The organism is Microbacterium sp. (genome assembly GCF_031178525.1).
Taxonomy (GTDB): Bacteria; Actinomycetota; Actinomycetes; order Actinomycetales; family Microbacteriaceae; genus Microbacterium.
This window is the reverse complement of the sequence record NZ_JAPSJA010000030.1, coordinates 1-16,707: the sequence shown is the minus strand read 5'-3', so window position 1 is coordinate 16,707 and position 16,707 is coordinate 1. Positions and strand designations below refer to the sequence as shown.

Here is a 16,707-nt window from a genome sequence, read left to right as displayed (position 1 = left end):
GCGCCGTGATCGCGTCGTGCAACGCGAGGCCGCGCTCGGTCAGCGCGTACGCCCGAGTGTTGTGCAGGAGGGGGAGGCGGTACAGGACGCCTGCTGCTTCGAGCTCGCGCAAGCGCGTTGCGAGCATTTTCGTGCCCGCGCCGAGGTCGCGCTGCAGATCGCTGTACCGTTGCGGGCCGTCGAGCAGCCGCTCCACGATGAGCAGTGCCCACCGTGGTCCGACGATGTCGAGGGCCGCCGCGAGGTCGCTCACGCGGTCGCGTCGGCGCCCGGCTTCATCCAGAACGGCGAGTAGTGGTAGCCGTCCGGGTCGTCGAACTGACGCTGGTACATGAACGGATAGTCGTCCGTGTCGCCGATCCGCCCGCCGGCGGCGCCGGCGCGTTCGACGAGCTGGTCGACGGCTTCCCGACTGTCCAGGTCGAACGACACGGTGACCTTCGAGGGAGTGTCACGGCCGCCGATCAGCTCGTCGACGCCGCCGACGCTCGCGTACATCGCTCGGCTGCCGAGCATGACGTACTGCTCGGGCGCGATTGCGAAGCAGGACACGTTGTGATCGGACATCTCGGCGTTGAGCGTCCAGCCGAGGGTCGTGTAGAAGGCGGTCGCGCGCTCGACGCTCTCGACCGGGCAGGTGATGAAGAGGCTCATGCGGCTCATGCTTCCAAAATGGAAGTAGGGCGGTCAAGGCTTTCTGTGTGCAGCGCGGCGGCGAGATCGCTCAGGTCGTCCCCTCACCAGGGCGACGGCGCGCGGGTGATGAGGCGCATGGGGATCACGGTGTGCTCGGCGGAGCGCGTGCGATCCGCGAGGCGGGCGGTCGCCAGGCGCGCGGCCCGGCGACCGAGCGCCTCGATGTCCCCGGCGACGACCGTGATGCCGAGGACCCGGGCCCACTCGACGTCGTCGAATCCGATCACCGTCGGCCGGTCGCGGCGGCTTCGGGTGGAGAGCTCGTCGACGATCCCGAGCAGCACCTGGTTGTTGCTCGCCACGATCGCCGTCGGCGGATCGGGAAGTCGGTCGCCAGGAGGTGACGCGAGCGGGGGAGGCACAGAGCGCGGTCAGACAGCCTGACGCTGCTGCAGCAACGGGCACTCGAACGGATCGCGTTCGCCGAGACCCACCCGGTTGATGTATCGGACGACGATTCCGTACGACTGCCACAGGCCGGTCTGCGTGTACGGCACGCCCTTCGCGCGACAGTAGTCCGCGATGATGCCGGACGCCCTGCGAAGATGCGGTCGGGGCATCGACGGGAACAGGTGGTGCTCGATCTGGTAGTTGAGCCCGCCCATGATCGTGTCGACCAGCCGGCCGCCGCGGATGTTCCGGCTCATCAGGACCTGGCGTCGCAGGAAATCCACTTTCGTGGTGGCCGGGACGATCGGCATCCCCTTGTGGTTCGGCGCGAACGCCATGCCCATGTAGACCCCGAACAGCCCGAGCTGAACCCCGAGGAAGGCGAAGGCGATGCCCGGGGAGAGGACCAGGAAGACGAGTGCGAGATACCCGAGTATGCGCACAGCGAGGAACGCGATCTCGACAGGGCGGCGGCGCAGCGGCTCTCGCGAGAAGACGCGACGCACACCGGACGCGTGCAGCGACAGCCCCTCGAGCAGCAGGATCGGGAAGAAGAACACGCCCTGGTGCGCCATCAGCCATCCCAGCGGGCCCTTCCGCCGGCGGGCCGCCTGCTCCGGCGTGAAGGACACGACCGGCAGCTCGATGTCCGGGTCGGAGCCGACCTTGTTCGGATTGGCGTGGTGCCTGGTGTGCTTGTGCTGCCACCAGCCGTAGCTCATGCCCACGAAGAGATTGCCGATGATCAGCGAGGTCCAGTCGTTCCACTTCCCGGAGCGGAAGATCTGACGATGGGCGGCGTCATGGCCGAGCATCGCGATCTGGGTGAACACGACCGCGAACACCGCCGCAGTGGCCAGCTGCCACCAGGAGTCGCCGATCATGACGAAGGCGAAGACGAGCGCCGCGACGACGAGAGGAGCTGCGAGCATCTTGGTCCAGTAGTAGCCGTACCGTCGTCGCATCAGACCGCTCGCGGTCACGATGGCCGACAGGCCGGTGAAGTCGTTGGTGAGCTTCGCGCTGGTCGGACGGACGCGACGTGCCGGGGACCCGGCGGAGATGTCGGTCATGAGAACCCCTCTCGCGTGATGCGGGGAGGCCGCCTCCGACGCCGAGGCGGGGAGGTGGCTTGTTCGAACGCTACGAAGCGTTGCACCTCCAAGCGAGGCCCTTGACAGACGCACCCTCCGGTGAGCCGGCTCTCTGCGGGGAGTCGCTTCGCCGAGCGGGCTCAGTTCAGCGCGATGATCGCGATGTTCAGCGACGTGGCGAACGCGAGCCACAGCGAGTACGCGATCATCACGACCGTGGCGATCCGCGACCAGCGCCACGCGGCGACGGCGAGCCAGATGACCGCGACGAGGAGCAGCAGGATGATCGCGAGCGCGATCCACCACGCAGCCTCGCCCATGAGCGGGAAGCCGGCGAAGAATGCGGGCGTCCACATGGCGTTCAGCGCGATCTGCGCGATCCAGAGGCCCAGCCACGTGCGCGCCGCGTTCGGCCGTCCCTCGCCGCGGAATCCGCGGCGCCACACGAGGAAGCACGCGGCAGCGATGCCGGCGTAGAGCACGCTCCACACCGGGCCGAACACCGCGCCGGGCGGGTTCCACGGCGCCTTGTCCGCATCCGCGTACCACCCCTCGACTTTGCCGGCATTGGCGAGGGATCCCCCTGCCGCGACGGCGGCGACCGCGACGAGCAGGATCGCCGCGACGGCGACCTGCCTTCCGACCGAGGGTGTCGTCCCGGTGCTCAGGATGTCGCCTCGACGTGCGCGCGGGCCGCCTCGCGGACGGCGTCGAGGGAGTCTGTGCTCACGTCGCCGACCTCGGCCTCGCCGACCGCCTCCGAGGTCGCGTAGTTGTGCACGACCTCGACGAGGTCGAGCAGGAACTGCGCGCGTCCCGCGGCGTCCAGGGACTTGAGCTGCTGTTCGATGTCTGCGGCGAGCATGGTGTCGAGTGCCATGCCGGCGACGCTACGGCGGCGAGCATGGTGAGCGCGAGGGGGTTGCGTCGCGTCGCCGAGCCGCTAGCGCGTCACGCGGTGAGCCGCGCGACCGCCTCCGCGACGGGCGTCGGACCGTCCGTGATCTCCACGATCGTGCGCGAGAGCGCGGGTGCCGCGAGCGCCTCGGCGATGAACGCCGCGAGGTTGTCGCGTCGGATGTCGCCGTACTCGATCGCGAGCCCCGCGGTCACGGAGCCGTCGCCGGGCTCGTCGCGCAGCGTGCCGGGGCGCACGATCAGCCACTCGAGATCGCTCTGCGCGAGGTGCACATCCGCGGTCTTCTTCACGCGCATGTAGTGCTCGAAGCCCCCGTTGGGCTCGCTGTCGCGCCCCGCGTCGGGGAACACCGACACGAGGACGAACCGGCGCACGCCGGCACGCGCGGCCGCAGCGGCCGCCTTCACCACGCCCTCGCCGTCGATCGCGGTCGTCTTGTCCCGGCCGGTGCCGTGGGCGCCGGCGGAGAACACGACAGCGTCGTGTCCGCGCATCCGCTCGGCGAGAGCGTCGACCTCATCGGCGATCAGGTCGCCCTCGATCGGGACGGCGCCCGTCGCGGCGATGGTCTCGGCCTGCTCGGGGCGCCGGTGCATGCCCGTCACCTCGTCGCCGCGCTGCGTCAGGATGGCGGCGAGCCTGCGCCCGACTCCGCCCGCCGCGCCGATCTGGAACACCTTCATGGATCGTCCTCTCCTCGCGTCGCGCCGGCGGATGCCGGTCTTCCCATTCTGCGCTCGCGAAAGGACGCGAGGGTGGTGGCAGGGCGGCGGCCCGAGAGAGGATGACCGCATGCCCGAGTCGCCAGAGGTCGATGCGCTCGCCGGGATCCTCGAGATCCGGCTCGCCGAACGTGTGATCCGCGAGGTGGATCTCGACGAGTTCCGCGCGCTGAAGACCCGCGACCGACCCCTGACGGAGCTCGTGGGTCACGCCGTCACCGGCGTGCGACGGTTCGGCAAGCACGTGTCGCTCGACACCGACGGACCGAGCCTGCTGATCGGATTCGGCCGGGCCGGCTGGGCGCACTGGGTGGAGGGCGACGCCCAGGCGCCGGCACCCGTGATCGCGCGCCTCCGCTTCGAGGGCCCAGAGGAAGGCGAGCGCGAGGAGCTGGCGCTCACCGACGCCGGCGACTGGTTGTCCCTCAGCCTCACCGTCACGGACGATCCGACGCGCGAGCCCTCCGTGCGCAAGCTCGGACCGGATCCGCTGTCCGACGCGTTCACGCGCGACGTGTTCGACGGGATCACGGGGAAGCGTCGCAAGCAGCTCAAGGCGCTGCTGCAGGAGCAGGAGTCGCTCGCGGGCATCGGAAACGCCTACTCGGACGAGATCCTGCACGCCGCCAAGCTGTCGCCGGCCAGGCATGCAGCGGACCTCGACGAGGACGAGCGCACCCGGCTGTACGCGGCAATCCGCGAGATCCTGCGCGGCGCGTTCGCCGGCCGTCGGGACGTACCGCTCGAGCGTCAGAAGGCCGAGAAGGTCGCCGCCATGCGCGTGCACGGCCGCACCGGCGAGCCGTGTCCCGTGTGCGGCGACGAGGTGCGCGACGTGCCGGGATCCAAGGGTGCCGCGCAGTACTGCGCCACGTGTCAGACGGGCGGAGCGCCGCTGTAGCCGGGCGGCACGACCTCGCCGCGACGGCGCTTGCCCAGGCGGCATGAGGCAGACTCGACGGGATGCCTTCCCCTCTTCTCGACGCCGTGCGTGCGACGGCCGGCGACGCCGACGGCGTCTACGACGCGTTCGTCGCGTGGGCGGGGGAGCGGGGGCTCGCCCTGTATCCCGCGCAGGACGAGGCGGTGATCGAGCTTGTGTCCGGCGCGAACGTCGTCCTCGCGACGCCGACCGGCACGGGCAAGTCGCTCGTCGCGATCGCGGCGCACGCCGTCGCACTGGCGAACGGAGGGCGGACGTTCTACACCGCCCCGATCAAGGCGCTCGTGAGCGAGAAGTTCTTCGCTCTCGTCGACGTCTTCGGCGCCGAGAACGTCGGCATGGTGACGGGCGATTCATCCGTCAACCCCGACGCTCCGATCGTGTGTTGCACGGCCGAGATCCTCGCGAACCTGGCGCTGCGACAGGGTGCGGATGCGGACGTCGCGCAGGTCGTGATGGACGAGTTCCACTACTACGGCGACGCGGATCGCGGCTGGGCGTGGCAGGTGCCGCTGCTGCTTCTGCCGCACGCGCAGTTCCTGCTCATGTCGGCCACGCTCGGCGACACCACCGAGATCCAGGCCGACCTCACGCGCCGAACGGGACGCGAGACGACGCTCGTCGCCGGAGCCGAGCGCCCTGTGCCGCTGCACCACACGTACGCCAAGCGCGCCGCGCACGAGCTTGTCGAGAAGCTGCTGGAGGAGCACGAGACGCCGATCTACATCGTGCACTTCTCGCAGGCCGCGGCGATGGAGCGGGCGCAGGCCCTCGCGAACGTCAAGGTCGCCACGCGCGAGCAGCGCGACGAGATCGCCGAGGCGATCGGCGGGTTCCGCTTCACGACGTCGTTCGGACGGACGCTGTCGCGGCTCGTGCGCGCGGGCATCGGCGTGCACCACGCCGGCATGCTGCCCCGCTACCGGCGCCTGGTCGAGACGCTCGCCCAGCGCGGCCTGCTGCGCGTGATCTGCGGCACCGACACCCTGGGTGTCGGCATCAACGTGCCGATCCGCACGGTGCTGATCTCTGCGCTGTCGAAGTACGACGGCACGCGGATGCGCCGCCTGTCCGCCCGCGAGTTCCACCAGATCGCGGGACGCGCGGGCCGGGCCGGGTTCGACCCGTACGGCAACGTCGTCGTGATGGCGCCCGACCACGAGATCGAGAACGAGCAGGCGCTGCGCAAGGCGGGCGACGACCCGAAGAAGCTGAAGAAGGTGCAGCGCAAGTCGGCCCCCGCCGGCTTCGTGTCGTGGAGCGAGGCCACGTTCGACAAGCTCGTCGCGGCCGAGCCCGAGCCGCTCACTCCGCAGTTGCAGATCACGTCGGCCATGATCATCAACGTCATCGGCCGGGGCGGCGACGTGTTCGGGAACGTGCGCTCCCTCGTGTTCGACAACCACGAGCCGCGCGCGCGGAAGTACGCCCTCGCCCGCCGCGCGATCGCGATCTTCCGCACGCTGCGCGATGCCGGGATCGTCGAGGTGACGCCCGGAGGCGACATCCGGCTCGTCGTCGAGCTGCAGCCGAACTTCGCGCTCAACCAGCCGCTGTCGCCGTTCGCCCTCGCGGCGATCGAGATGCTGGATCCCGAGGATGCCCCGGGCGCCGCGGGAACCGGGCACTACGCCCTGGATGTCGTGAGCGTGATCGAGGCGACGCTCGACGATCCGCGCGCGATCCTGAGTCAGCAGGAGTTCAAGGCGCGTGGCGAGGCCGTCGGTGCCATGAAGCGCGAGGGCATCGAGTACGACGAGCGCATAGCGCTGCTCGAGGACGTCACGTACCCCAAGCCGCTCGCGGAGCTGCTCGCGCAGGCGTTCGATGTGTTCTCCACGAGCCAGCCGTGGGTGCGCGACTTCGAGCTCAAGCCGAAGTCGGTCGTGCGGGACATGTTCGAGCGGGCCATGAGCTTCGCCGAGTTCACGAACTGGTATCAGCTCGGCCGCAGCGAGGGACTCGTGCTGCGCTACCTCAGCGACGCCTACCGCGCGATCAGGCAGACGGTGCCCGCCGAGGCGCGCACCGAGGAGCTGCTCGACATCATCGCCTGGCTGGGCGAGCTCGTGCGCCAGGTCGACTCGAGCCTCGTCGACGAGTGGGAGGCGCTCGTGTCGGGCACCGACGCGCACGGGTCGGGCGAGGAGGTCGTGCCGCCCGCGCCGCCGTCTCTCGTGCAGAACCGTCGCGCGTTCACGGTGCTCGTGCGCAACGAGCTCTTCCGCCGCGTGCAGCTCGCGGCACGCGAGGCCGACGACGAGCTCGTCGAGCTTGACCCGGACGCCGGGTGGCCCGAGGCGCTCGATGCGTACTACGCCGAGCACGAGTCGGTCGGCATCTCGGGCGCCGCGCGCTCGCCGCAGCTGTGCCGGATCACCGAGGGCCCGGACGTATGGCGCGTCGAGCAGGTGATCGACGACCCCGAGGGCGACCACGACTGGCGCATCCGCGCCGAGGTCGATCTCGCCGCGTCGGACGAGGCCGGCGCCGCCGTCGTGCGCGTGACCGAGGTCACGCGGCTGTAGCCAGCCCGCTCAGCCGGCCGGATCGGGGCGCAGCTTTCGCAGCCACGCCTCGGTCTGGCTGACGTGCGCGGCCGCCGCCGCGGAGGCCGCGACAGGGTCGCGCGCCTCGAGCCCGCGCAGGATCGCGCGGTGCCCCGCATCCGAGAGCGCCTTCACCGTCGCGCCCTCCGCGGAGGGGAACAGGTGGTAGGCCCGCGACCGCGCGCGCAGCACGCCGACCATGGCGGCGAGGGCCTCGTTCCCACCCAGGCTCAGGATGCGCATGTGGAACTCGTGGTCGAGTGCGGACTGCTGCTCGTCGTCCGTCGTCGCCTCGAGGCGATCGAGGAGCTCGTCCAGCTCGGCGAGCGTCTCGGGATCGCAGCGCGCGGCCGCGAGCGACGCCGCGTGCGCTTCGAGCACGCGGCGCAGCTCGTACAGCTCGAGGATCGACTCCAGCGGCAGCAGGCCGATCGTGAGGGAGAGCGTCTGGATCACGTCGGCTGCGCGCAGCTCGCCGACGAAGCTGCCCGATCCCCGGCGGGTGTCCAGCACGCCGAGCGCCGCGAACGTGCGGATCGCCTCACGGATCGAACCGCGGGACACCCCCAGCCGGTCGCTCAGCTCGCCCTCGCTCGGCAGGCGGTCGCCGGGCTGCAGGGAGCCGTGGGCGATGAGCGCCCGCACGCCGTGCAACGCGGTCTCCACGGCGCTCATGTCGCTCATGCGTCCATCTTCCCGGATCCGCCCGTCTGCCGTCCGCAGGCCGCGATTGTTTCGCGCAGATGAAAGCTGTCGGACAGGATCGCGTCGTTGTGCGGGGACTCTAGCAATATCCGACCGCTGTATGCCATGGTTGTCCGACAACAGCCCGAAAGGTCGGAATGCCCCCGCTCGACACCGTTCCCGCGCCGGTCACGGCACCCGTGCGGCTCGCGAGCTACGCTCGCGCCCGCGACGCCTGGCCGCTGGATCCCGACATGGTGCACCTCAACCACGGATCGTTCGGCGCCGTTCCCACCGAGGTCGTGCGCTTCCAGGACGGGCTGCGCGCGCAGGGCGACCGCAGCCCGGTCGGGTGGTTCCCCCGCGTCGCGGAGTACGTGGCCGACGCCCGCCGCGAGGTCGCGCCCTTCGTGGGGGCGGCCCCGGACGACACCGTGTTCGTGCCCAACTCGTCGGCTGCGGCAACGGTCGTCTACAACGGCGTTCACCTCGACTTCGGCGATGAGATCCTGGTCACCGACCACGGTTACGGCGCGATCACGATGGGCGCGCGTCGCCTCGCGCGCCGCTTCGGCGCGCGCATCCGCGTCGTCGCCATCCCGCTCGCCGCCTCCGCCGGCGAGGTCGTCGAGGCGTTCCGCCAGGCTCTCACCGACGCGGTCAAGCTCCTCGTGATCGACCAGATCACGTCGCCCACCGCGCGGCTGCTGCCGGTGGACGAGATCGCCGACCTCGCGCACGAGCGCGGCGCGCGCGTGCTCGTCGACGGAGCCCATGCCCCCGGGCTCGTCGCGGACGCGGCGGCCACGCGCGCGGACTGGTGGTTCGGGAACCTGCACAAGTGGCCGGCCGCTCCGCGCGGATCCGCGCTCCTCGTCACGAAGGCGGACGACCGGGACGACCTCTGGCCGCTGATCGATTCGTGGGGCGCCGACGAGTCCTACCCGGAGCGCTTCGACTCGCAGGGCACGATCGATGCGACCGCCTACCTCGCCGCGCCTCGCTCCCTGGCGTTCATCGAGCGCGAGTACGGCTGGGATCGCACGCGCGAGACCATGAACGCCCTCGCCGACCTCGGCGTCGAGGTGATCGGCCGCGCGCTGCAGCCTCACGTCGCCGCTCCCGTCGCGACCGATGTGGGCATGCCCGTGCCGTCCATGCGGCTGATCCGGCTGCCGGAAGGTCTCGGCCGCGCGCGCGAGGACGCCGACGAGCTGCGGATGCGTCTGCTCGACAGGACGGGCGTCGAGGCCGCGTTCACGAGCTTCGCCGGAGTCGGCTACCTCCGCCTGTCCGTGCACCTGTACACCGAGCAGGCCGACTTCGACGCCTTCGTCGAGCGCGCCGTGCCGCAGATCGTCGCGCTCGCACGCGAGCGGCGCGGCGAATGAAGACCAGCAGCCGCACACCAAGTCCCCACCGATGCACCACCCACCCGAGCGAGGCGACTCGTCAGAGAAGGCTCGCGAGAGAAAGAGAGAAGTGACATGAAGCGCACCCGCCTCATGCTCATGGCGAGCGCGGCAACCGCCACCGTGCTCACCCTGACCGCCTGCTCCGGCGGCGGATCCGGCTCCGGCGAGGAGGGCGGCAAGGTCACCCTCCAGATGGTCGAGAGCCTCACCAACCCCGCCCGCACCGAGCTCGTGCGCTCGCTGCTCGATCAGTTCGAGGAGGAGAACCCCGACATCGCCGTCGAGCTGGTCTCACCCCCGACCGACCAGGCGGACCAGAAGATCCAGCAGATGCTGCAGTCGGGCACCGGCGTCGACGTGCTCGAGGTGCGCGACCTGACCGTCGGCCCCTTCAGCAACAACGGCTGGCTGTACGACATGTCCGACGACCTCGCCGACTGGGAGGGCTGGGACGCCCTCACCGACAACGCCAAGGCCGTCGCCGAGGGCGGCTACTTCGTGCCCTACGGCTTCTACGGGCTCTCGCTGTTCTACCGCACCGACCTCGTCGAGGAGGCCGGCTTCGACGCCCCGCCGACGTCGTGGGAGGAGCTGCTCGAGCAGGCCTCCGCGATCCAGGATCCGTCGAACAACGTGTACGGCTATGCCTTCCGCGGCGGCGCCAACGCGAACGGCCCCCTGGTCGCCGCGATCGAGGCCTACGTGATCGACGACCTCGACACCGAGGACGCGTTCAAGCTCAAGGACGGCTCGACGATCTTCTCGGCGCCCGAGGCGCAGGAGGCGCTCGACACCTACTTCGCGCTGTTCGAGGAGGCGTCGCCGCCGTCGGCCGTCTCGTGGGGATACCCCGAGATGGTCGAGGGCTTCACCAACGGATCGACCGGGTTCCTGCTGCAGGACCCCGAGGTGATCGCGACCGTGAAGCAGTCGACGACCATCACCGAGGACCAGTGGACCACGGCGCCGCTGCTGACGGGCCCCACCGGCAAGGCAGCGCAGCCGCTCGCGACGGCGGGCTGGGGCGTCGCGGAGTCGAGCGAGCACAAGGAGGAGGCGGTCAAGCTCGTCGAGTTCCTCTCGGGCGAGGGGCCCGCCACCGAGTTCGCGCAGACGAACAGCCTCGTGCCGATCGTGGCGTCGGCTGCCGACGACGACTTCTACAAGGAGGGCGCCTGGGCCAGCTACGTCACGATGACGGAGAACCCCGACACCTACATCAATGTCACGCAGCCTCGCGGCGTGAGCTGGTGGACCGAGTGGATGCAGAAGGCCGACTCGGAGATCCAGCAGGTGCTCCTCGGCAGCATGACGACGACGGAGCTGCTGGAGTCGTGGGACGCGTTCTGGACCGAGAAGTACGCTTCGGCCGAATGAGCGTCTCGGCATCCACCGGTGTCGTCGCGCCGGACGCGCGCGACCGGGCGGGGCGGGGCGGGGTCCCCGTCCCGCCCGGTCCGGCGCGCGGCGCCGCGCCGAGCCGGCCGCGCCGACGGTCGTTCGGGCGCCGGCACGCGCTGACGATCCTGGCGTTCCTCGCCCCGGCGATCGTGTTCGTGTGCTGGTTCACGTACTGGCCGATGCTGCAGGGCGCGCGCATGGCGTTCCACGACTGGAATCTGTGGGACCTGACATCCACGCCCTGGGTCGGCCTGCAGAACTTCGCGACGGTGCTCGGCGATCCGGTGTTCCCCGTCGTGGCGGGCAACACGATCCTGTGGGTCGTCGGCTCGCTGGTGCCGCAGCTCGTGATCGGCTTCCTGATCGCACTGGCACTGCGCCGCCGCTTCCGGTTCCGCGGGGTCTATCAGGCGCTCGTCTTCTTCCCCTGGGCGGTGTCCGGCTTCCTCATCGGCATGCTCTTCCGCTGGATGTTCAACGCCGAGTTCGGCGTCATGAACGACCTGCTGATGAAGGCCGGGCTGATCGATGCGCCGCTGCCGTGGCTGGCGGATCCGAGGCTCGCGATGATCGCCGTGATCGTGGCGAACGTCTGGTACGGCGTGACCTTCTTCGCGATCATGATCCTCGCCGCGTTGCAGTCGGTGCCGGACGAGGTGCTCGAGGCGGCGAGCCTGGACGGTGCGGGCAAGGCGCGTCAGCTGTTCTCGATCGTGATCCCGTACATCGCCACCACGCTGCTGCTGACCGTGCTGCTGCGGGTCATCTGGATCTTCAACTTCCCCGACATCATCTGGGCGATGACCCGCGGCGGCCCCGCCGGGCAGACCCACATCATCACGACCTGGATGATCGAGTACACCCAGCAGGGCAACTACGGACTGGCGAGTGCGATCGGCCTCGCCGTGATGGCTCTGCTGTTCGTGTTCTGCGCGTTCTACCTGATGGCGATGAGGCGGGTGAGCCGGGCATGACGGTGACAGAGGTGCTGACGACGGGTGCGGCGACCCCATCGACCCGGAGGCCCGCGCGCCGGCTCACCGTGGGCGGGGCGGTCAAGGCCGTGGGCCTCGCGCTGTGGCTCGTGATCACGCTGTTCCCGCTGTACTGGATCGTGGTGACGTCGTTCAAGGCGCCGGGGTCCATCAACCGGTTCCCGCTGGAGTACTGGCCGACCGAGCCGTCGCTCGAGAACTACACGGGCCTGTTCCAGACGTCGAGCTTCGGGACGTTCCTGGCGAACTCGGCGGTGGTCGCCCTCGTCGCGGGCGCCACGTCGACGCTCATCGCGCTGCTGAGCGCCTATGTGCTGGCGCGGTTCGAGTTCCGCAGCAAGGGCGCGATCCTCGCGGCCTTCCTGCTGACGCAGATGATCCCGACGTTCATCGCGCTGGGGCCGCTGTACTCGATGCTCGCCGACCTGCGCCTCGTCGACTCGAAGCCCGGACTGATCCTGGTGTATATCGCGGTGTGCATCCCGTTCTCGACCGTGATGCTGCGGGGATTCTTCGAGAACGTGCCGGATGCGCTCGAGGAGGCGGCGATGATCGACGGCTCGTCGCGGCTCGGGGCCCTGTTCCGCGTGATCGTGCCGGTCATGGCGCCCGGCATCGTGGCGGCGTTCATCTTCAACGTCGTGAACTGCTGGAACGAGCTGTTCCTGTCGGTGATTCTGATCAACTCCGACGAGAACAAGACCGTGCCCGCCGCACTGAACGGCTTCATCTCGACGTTCAACGTGGCGTGGGGCCCCATGGCGGCCGCCGCGGTGCTGACCATCCTGCCGACCATGGCGCTGTTCGCCCTCGCCAGCCGCTGGATCGTCGACGGGCTCACCGCCGGCGCAGTGAAGGAGTGAGCGCTCAGCCCAGCGCGAGCCGGTAGCCCATCCCCTGCTCGGTGAGCAGGTGGACCGGGCTGGCGGGGTCGGGCTCGAGCTTCTTGCGCAGCTGCGAGATGTACAGGCGCAGGTAGCCCGTGTCGGCGACCTGCTCGGATCCCCAGATGTCCTTCAGCAGCGTCTGCCGCGTCACGAGCGCGCCCGGATTGCGGGCGAGGAACTCGAGCATGCGCCACTCGGTCGGCGTGAGGTGAACGGGTTCGCCCGCTCGCGTCACGACCTTCGCCGCGAGGTCGACGCGGACATCGCCGAACGCGACAACGGGATCCGTCGATCCCGACCCGATGCGGCGCGCCAGTGCCCGCAGGCGGGCGAGCAGCTCGTCGATCTGGAACGGCTTGGTGACGTAGTCGTCCGCGCCCGCGTCGAGCGCGTCGACCTTGTCGGCGGAGCCGGTGCGCCCCGACACGACGACGATCGGCGCGTCGGTCCAGCCGCGCAGCGCCTGGATCACCTCGACGCCGTCGAGCTTCGGCATCCCGAGGTCGAGCAGCACGACGTCGGGCTTGGACTGGGCGGCCACGGAGATCGCCTCGGCGCCGTCACGCGCGGACACGACGTCGTAGCCGTGGGCGCCCAGGGTGATCCGCATGGCCCGGATCAGCTGCGGGTCGTCATCCGCGATCAGGATCTTCATACGCTCAGTCTCATGCCCGTGGCTTCGTCGTCCGCGATCGGCAGCTCGATGACCATCGTGAGTCCTCCGCCGGGGGTGTCCTCGGGGAACAGCGTGCCGCCCATCCCCTCCGTGAAGCCGCGCGACAGCGCGAGCCCCAGCCCCAGGCCTGTCGTGTTGTCGGTGTCGCCCATGCGCTGGAACGGCGCGAACATCTCCTGCTGCCGGTCGATCGGCACGCCCGGCCCGTGATCGACGATGCGGATCTGCGCGCGGCTCCCGATCCGGCTCGTCGCGATGCGCACGCGGCGGTCCGACGGCGAGAGGCGGTCGGCATTGGCGAGCACGTTGACGATCACGCGCTGCAGCAGCACCGGATCGGCCGTGATGGCCGGCTGGTCGGGGTCGAGCGCCAGCTCGACCCTGTCGGGGCCGAGGCCGAGCTCGTCCACGGCGGCGAGCACGACGCCCGCGGCGTCCACCATGGCGAGCGACACAGCGAGCACTCCGGCCTGCACGCGGCTGACATCCAGCAGATCGGTCACGAGGGTCGACAGCGTCGCGAGGCTCTCGTCGGCCGTCGCGAGCAGTTCGGCGCGATCGGCGTCGGACAGCGTCGCGCCCGGGGTCCGAAGGCCGCCCACGGCGGCGACGGCCGCCGCGAGCGGTCGGCGCAGGTCATGGCTGACGGCCGACATCAGGGCCGTGCGAACGCTGTCGGCCTCCGCCAGGGCGTCGGCGCGCCGGGCGGTGCGCTCCAGGTCCTCGTTCTCCAGCAGGGCCGCGAACTGCACCACCATCACGTCGAGCAGTCGTCGCTCGGCGGCGTCGAGCTCGGCGCCGTGCAGCTCGAGGACGGCCCGCGGAGCCGAGGCCGGGCCGACGGGCATGGACAGGAAGCGTCCGCCCCGCGCCGGCTCGCCGTCGGTCACGAGGGGCTCTCCCTCGGGCGTGGTCAGGCGCGCACCCGTCGCGCGGAACGCCTCGCGGGCGCGACTGACCAGGGCCTGAGCGGCGTTCTGGCCACGCAGCACGCTGCCGGCGACCGTCGCGAGCAGCTCCGATTCGGCCGCTGCGCGCTGCGCCGCGCGCGTGCGCCGTGCCGACTGGTCGACGATCCAGCTCACCAGCGCCGCGCTGACGACGTACAGGGCGACCGCGACGGCGTGATCCGCCGAGGCGATGTGGACGGTGAACCGCGGCTCGACGAAGAAGAAGTTCAGGCTCAGGCCCGACAGCACCGCCGCGAACAGGGCCGGCCAGATGCCGCCGATCAGCGCGACGACGACGACGAGCAGCTGGTAGGCGAGCACGTGCACGACGAGCGACTCGTCCGTGGGCAGCCACGACAGCGCCCAGGACAGCAGTGGGCCGATGGTCAGCGCCGCGACGAAGCCCAGGATCCGGCGCTTCCAGCTGAGCGCGCCCGCGGTCAGGCGGGGAAGCCGCAGCCCGCGGCCGGCGGCGTCGTGCGTCACGATGTGCACGTCGATGTCGCCGGACTCGCGCACGACGGTCGCGCCGATGCCCGGTCCCGTGAGCGCGGCCGACAGACGCCCGCGGCGGCTCGCCCCGATCACGAGCTGGGTGGCGTTCACCGAGCGGGCGAACTGGACGAGCGCGCGCGGCACGTCGTCGCCCACGACCTGGTGGGAGGTGCCGCCGAGCGATTCGACGAGCGCGCGCTGCCGCGTGAGCGCGCCGGGCGACCCGGAGCGCAGTCCGTCCTGCGCGGACACGTGCACGGCGAGCAGCTCGCCGCCCGCCGAGCGCGCCGCGATGCGCGCCCCGCGGCGGATCAGCGTCTCGCCCTCCGCGCCGCCCGTGAGCGCCACGACGACGCGCTCGCGTGTCTGGCACATGCCCTCGATGCCCTGCTCCTGCCGGTACAGGCGCAGAGCGCTGTCCACCTCATCCGCCAGCCACAGCAGCGCCAGCTCGCGCAGCGCCGTCAGGTTGCCGAGGCGGAAGTAGTTCGACAGGGCGGCGTCGATCCGCTCGGCGGGATAGACGAGCCCCGCCGCGAGCCGGTCGCGGAGGGATTGCGGCGCGAGGTCGACGACCTCGACCTGGTCGGCCTCGCGCACGACCGCGTCGGGAACGGTCTCGCGCTGCACGGCCCCCGTGATCCGCTCCACGACGTCGCCCAGCGACTCGATGTGCTGGACGTTCACAGTCGTGATCACGTCGATCCCGGCCGCCAGGAGCTCCTTCACGTCCTGCCAGCGCTTGGCGTTGCGCGAGCCGGGGGCGTTCGTGTGGGCAAGCTCGTCGACGAGAGCCACGTCCGGGTCCCGCTCGATCACCGCCGCGACGTCGAGCTCCGAGAGTTCGACGTCACGGTGACGCAGCACGCGGCGCGGCACCAGCGGCAGTCCGACGGCCTGCTCGGCGGTGGCGGCGCGACCGTGGGTCTCGACGATGCCGATCACCACATCGCGGCCCTCGTTGCGCAGCCGCCGGCCCTCCTCGAGCATCTCGTAGGTCTTGCCGACGCCCGGCGCGGCGCCGAGGAGAACGCGCAGGCGGCCCTTCTTCACGAGCTTCCTCCTGCTGGTGCGGACGTCATCGGGCCAGAGCATCCAGCGCCAGGTTCAGCTCCAGGACGTTCACCCGCGGCTCTCCGAGGAAGCCGAGGTCCCTGGACTGGATCCTAGACTCCACGAGCGCGCTCACCTGCGTCTCGTCCAGCTCGCGCTCGGCGGCGATGCGCGGCACCTGTAGGCGCGCGTACGCCGGGCTGATGTGCGGGTCGAGGCCGGATCCGGAAGCGGTCACGGCATCCACCGGCACCTGGGAGATCTCGACGCCCTCGAGCTCGGCGACCGCCGCCTGACGGTTCGCGATGTCGCCGAGCAGCTTCTCGTTCTCGGGCCCGTGGTTCGATCCGCCCGAAACGAGATGGCCGTGATCGTCGACGAAGGCGGCGGACGGGCGCGACTGGAAGTACTGCGGCAGCGGGGCGCCCTCGGCGTCGGTGAACGACTGCCCGATCAGCGCACTGCCGACGACCTCGCCGCCCGCGTCGCGCACGAGGGATCCGTTCGCCTGCCAGGGCAGGGCGAGCTGGCCGACGGCGGTGATGGCCGCGGGGTAGATCAGCCCCAGCAGCAGGGTGAAGACGAGCATCGCGAGGATCGCGGTGCGGGTGGTGCGCAGCGTGGCGCGAGTGATGGTGGACATGCGCTCTCCTAATCCGGCTCTCCGGCTCGGAAGTCGTCCGGCTCAGAAGCCGGGGATGGTGCTCACGGCGAGGTCGATGAGCTTGATGCCGATGAAGGGGGCGATCACGCCGCCGAGCCCGTAAACGAGCAGGTTGCGGCTGAGGATCGCGGAGGCGCTGCGGGGCTTGTACTCCACGCCGCGCAGGGCGAGCGG

At 70.6% G+C, this 16,707-nt stretch carries 17 protein-coding genes; 6 read left to right on the top strand and 11 right to left on the bottom strand.

Annotated elements, in window-relative coordinates:
* From RIF89_RS03865 to RIF89_RS03835, 7 genes are all read right to left on the bottom strand, one after another.
* On the bottom strand, positions 1–253 hold a 253-nt coding region (locus tag RIF89_RS03865; protein ID WP_309067839.1), incomplete at its 3' end, for a helix-turn-helix domain-containing protein.
* Positions 250–654, bottom strand: coding sequence for a VOC family protein (locus RIF89_RS03860; protein ID WP_309067838.1), 405 nt, complete (start codon positions 652–654; stop codon positions 250–252). The genes RIF89_RS03865 and RIF89_RS03860, both read right to left, overlap by 4 nt.
* An 83-nt stretch (positions 655–737) precedes the next feature.
* The gene (locus RIF89_RS03855) at positions 738–1,058 is read right to left on the bottom strand and encodes a substrate-binding domain-containing protein (RefSeq protein WP_309067837.1); all 321 of its coding nucleotides are present in this window, start codon (positions 1,056–1,058) and stop codon (positions 738–740) included.
* Positions 1,059–1,067: 9 nt separating this feature from the next.
* Complete coding sequence (locus tag RIF89_RS03850) at positions 1,068–2,159, bottom strand: acyl-CoA desaturase (RefSeq protein ID WP_309067836.1); 1,092 nt, start codon at positions 2,157–2,159, stop codon at positions 1,068–1,070.
* Between the two features lie 161 nt (positions 2,160–2,320).
* Entirely contained in the window at positions 2,321–2,794 is a 474-nt protein-coding gene (locus RIF89_RS03845; protein WP_309067840.1) for a TspO/MBR family protein, read from the bottom strand.
* Between the two features lie 50 nt (positions 2,795–2,844).
* Positions 2,845–3,060, bottom strand: coding sequence for a hypothetical protein (locus RIF89_RS03840; protein ID WP_309067835.1), 216 nt, complete (start codon positions 3,058–3,060; stop codon positions 2,845–2,847).
* A gap of 71 nt (positions 3,061–3,131) precedes the next feature.
* Complete coding sequence (locus RIF89_RS03835) at positions 3,132–3,782, bottom strand: NAD(P)H-binding protein (protein WP_309067834.1); 651 nt, start codon at positions 3,780–3,782, stop codon at positions 3,132–3,134.
* A gap of 109 nt (positions 3,783–3,891) precedes the next feature.
* On the opposite strand from RIF89_RS03835, the gene RIF89_RS03830 reads away from it, so the two are divergent.
* Complete coding sequence (locus tag RIF89_RS03830; protein ID WP_309067833.1) at positions 3,892–4,722, top strand: DNA-formamidopyrimidine glycosylase family protein; 831 nt, start codon at positions 3,892–3,894, stop codon at positions 4,720–4,722.
* 62 nt (positions 4,723–4,784) lie between these two features.
* Positions 4,785–7,292, top strand: a complete 2,508-nt coding sequence (locus RIF89_RS03825; protein WP_309067832.1) for a DUF3516 domain-containing protein — start codon at positions 4,785–4,787, stop codon at positions 7,290–7,292.
* A gap of 9 nt (positions 7,293–7,301) precedes the next feature.
* Here RIF89_RS03825 and RIF89_RS03820 read toward each other — a convergent pair whose 3' ends face one another.
* Complete coding sequence (locus tag RIF89_RS03820; protein WP_309067831.1) at positions 7,302–7,997, bottom strand: FCD domain-containing protein; 696 nt, start codon at positions 7,995–7,997, stop codon at positions 7,302–7,304.
* Between the two features lie 158 nt (positions 7,998–8,155).
* Between RIF89_RS03820 and RIF89_RS03815 the strand changes: the two genes are divergently transcribed.
* The 4 genes from RIF89_RS03815 (at position 8,156) to RIF89_RS03800 (ending at position 12,671) form a co-directional block, all read left to right on the top strand.
* Entirely contained in the window at positions 8,156–9,388 is a 1,233-nt protein-coding gene (locus RIF89_RS03815; RefSeq protein WP_309067830.1) for an aminotransferase class V-fold PLP-dependent enzyme, read from the top strand.
* A 96-nt stretch (positions 9,389–9,484) separates the two neighbouring features.
* The gene (locus RIF89_RS03810; RefSeq protein WP_309067829.1) at positions 9,485–10,789 is read left to right on the top strand and encodes a sugar ABC transporter substrate-binding protein; all 1,305 of its coding nucleotides are present in this window, start codon (positions 9,485–9,487) and stop codon (positions 10,787–10,789) included.
* Positions 10,786–11,787, top strand: coding sequence for a sugar ABC transporter permease (locus RIF89_RS03805; RefSeq protein ID WP_309067828.1), 1,002 nt, complete (start codon positions 10,786–10,788; stop codon positions 11,785–11,787). Before RIF89_RS03810 ends, RIF89_RS03805 begins: the two co-directional genes overlap by 4 nt.
* A complete protein-coding gene (locus RIF89_RS03800; protein WP_309067827.1) occupies positions 11,784–12,671 on the top strand; it encodes a carbohydrate ABC transporter permease in 888 nt (295 codons plus the stop codon). The genes RIF89_RS03805 and RIF89_RS03800 overlap by 4 nt, the downstream gene beginning before the upstream one ends.
* Positions 12,672–12,675: 4 nt before the next feature.
* Here the strand turns inward: RIF89_RS03800 and RIF89_RS03795 are convergent, their stop codons facing one another.
* Genes RIF89_RS03795 through kdpC form a run of 3 tightly spaced genes read right to left on the bottom strand, consistent with a single transcriptional unit; the run spans position 12,676 to position 16,512 of the window.
* Positions 12,676–13,350 (bottom strand): response regulator, encoded by a 675-nt coding sequence (locus RIF89_RS03795; RefSeq protein WP_309067826.1) that lies wholly within the window; start codon positions 13,348–13,350, stop codon positions 12,676–12,678.
* Entirely contained in the window at positions 13,347–15,869 is a 2,523-nt protein-coding gene (locus RIF89_RS03790) for a DUF4118 domain-containing protein (protein WP_309067825.1), read from the bottom strand. The genes RIF89_RS03795 and RIF89_RS03790 overlap by 4 nt, the downstream gene beginning before the upstream one ends.
* A 25-nt stretch (positions 15,870–15,894) precedes the next feature.
* Positions 15,895–16,512: a potassium-transporting ATPase subunit KdpC gene (kdpC, locus tag RIF89_RS03785; RefSeq protein ID WP_309067824.1), complete on the bottom strand. Its 618-nt coding sequence runs from the start codon at positions 16,510–16,512 to the stop codon at positions 15,895–15,897.
* Between the last annotated feature and the right edge of the window lie 195 nt (positions 16,513–16,707).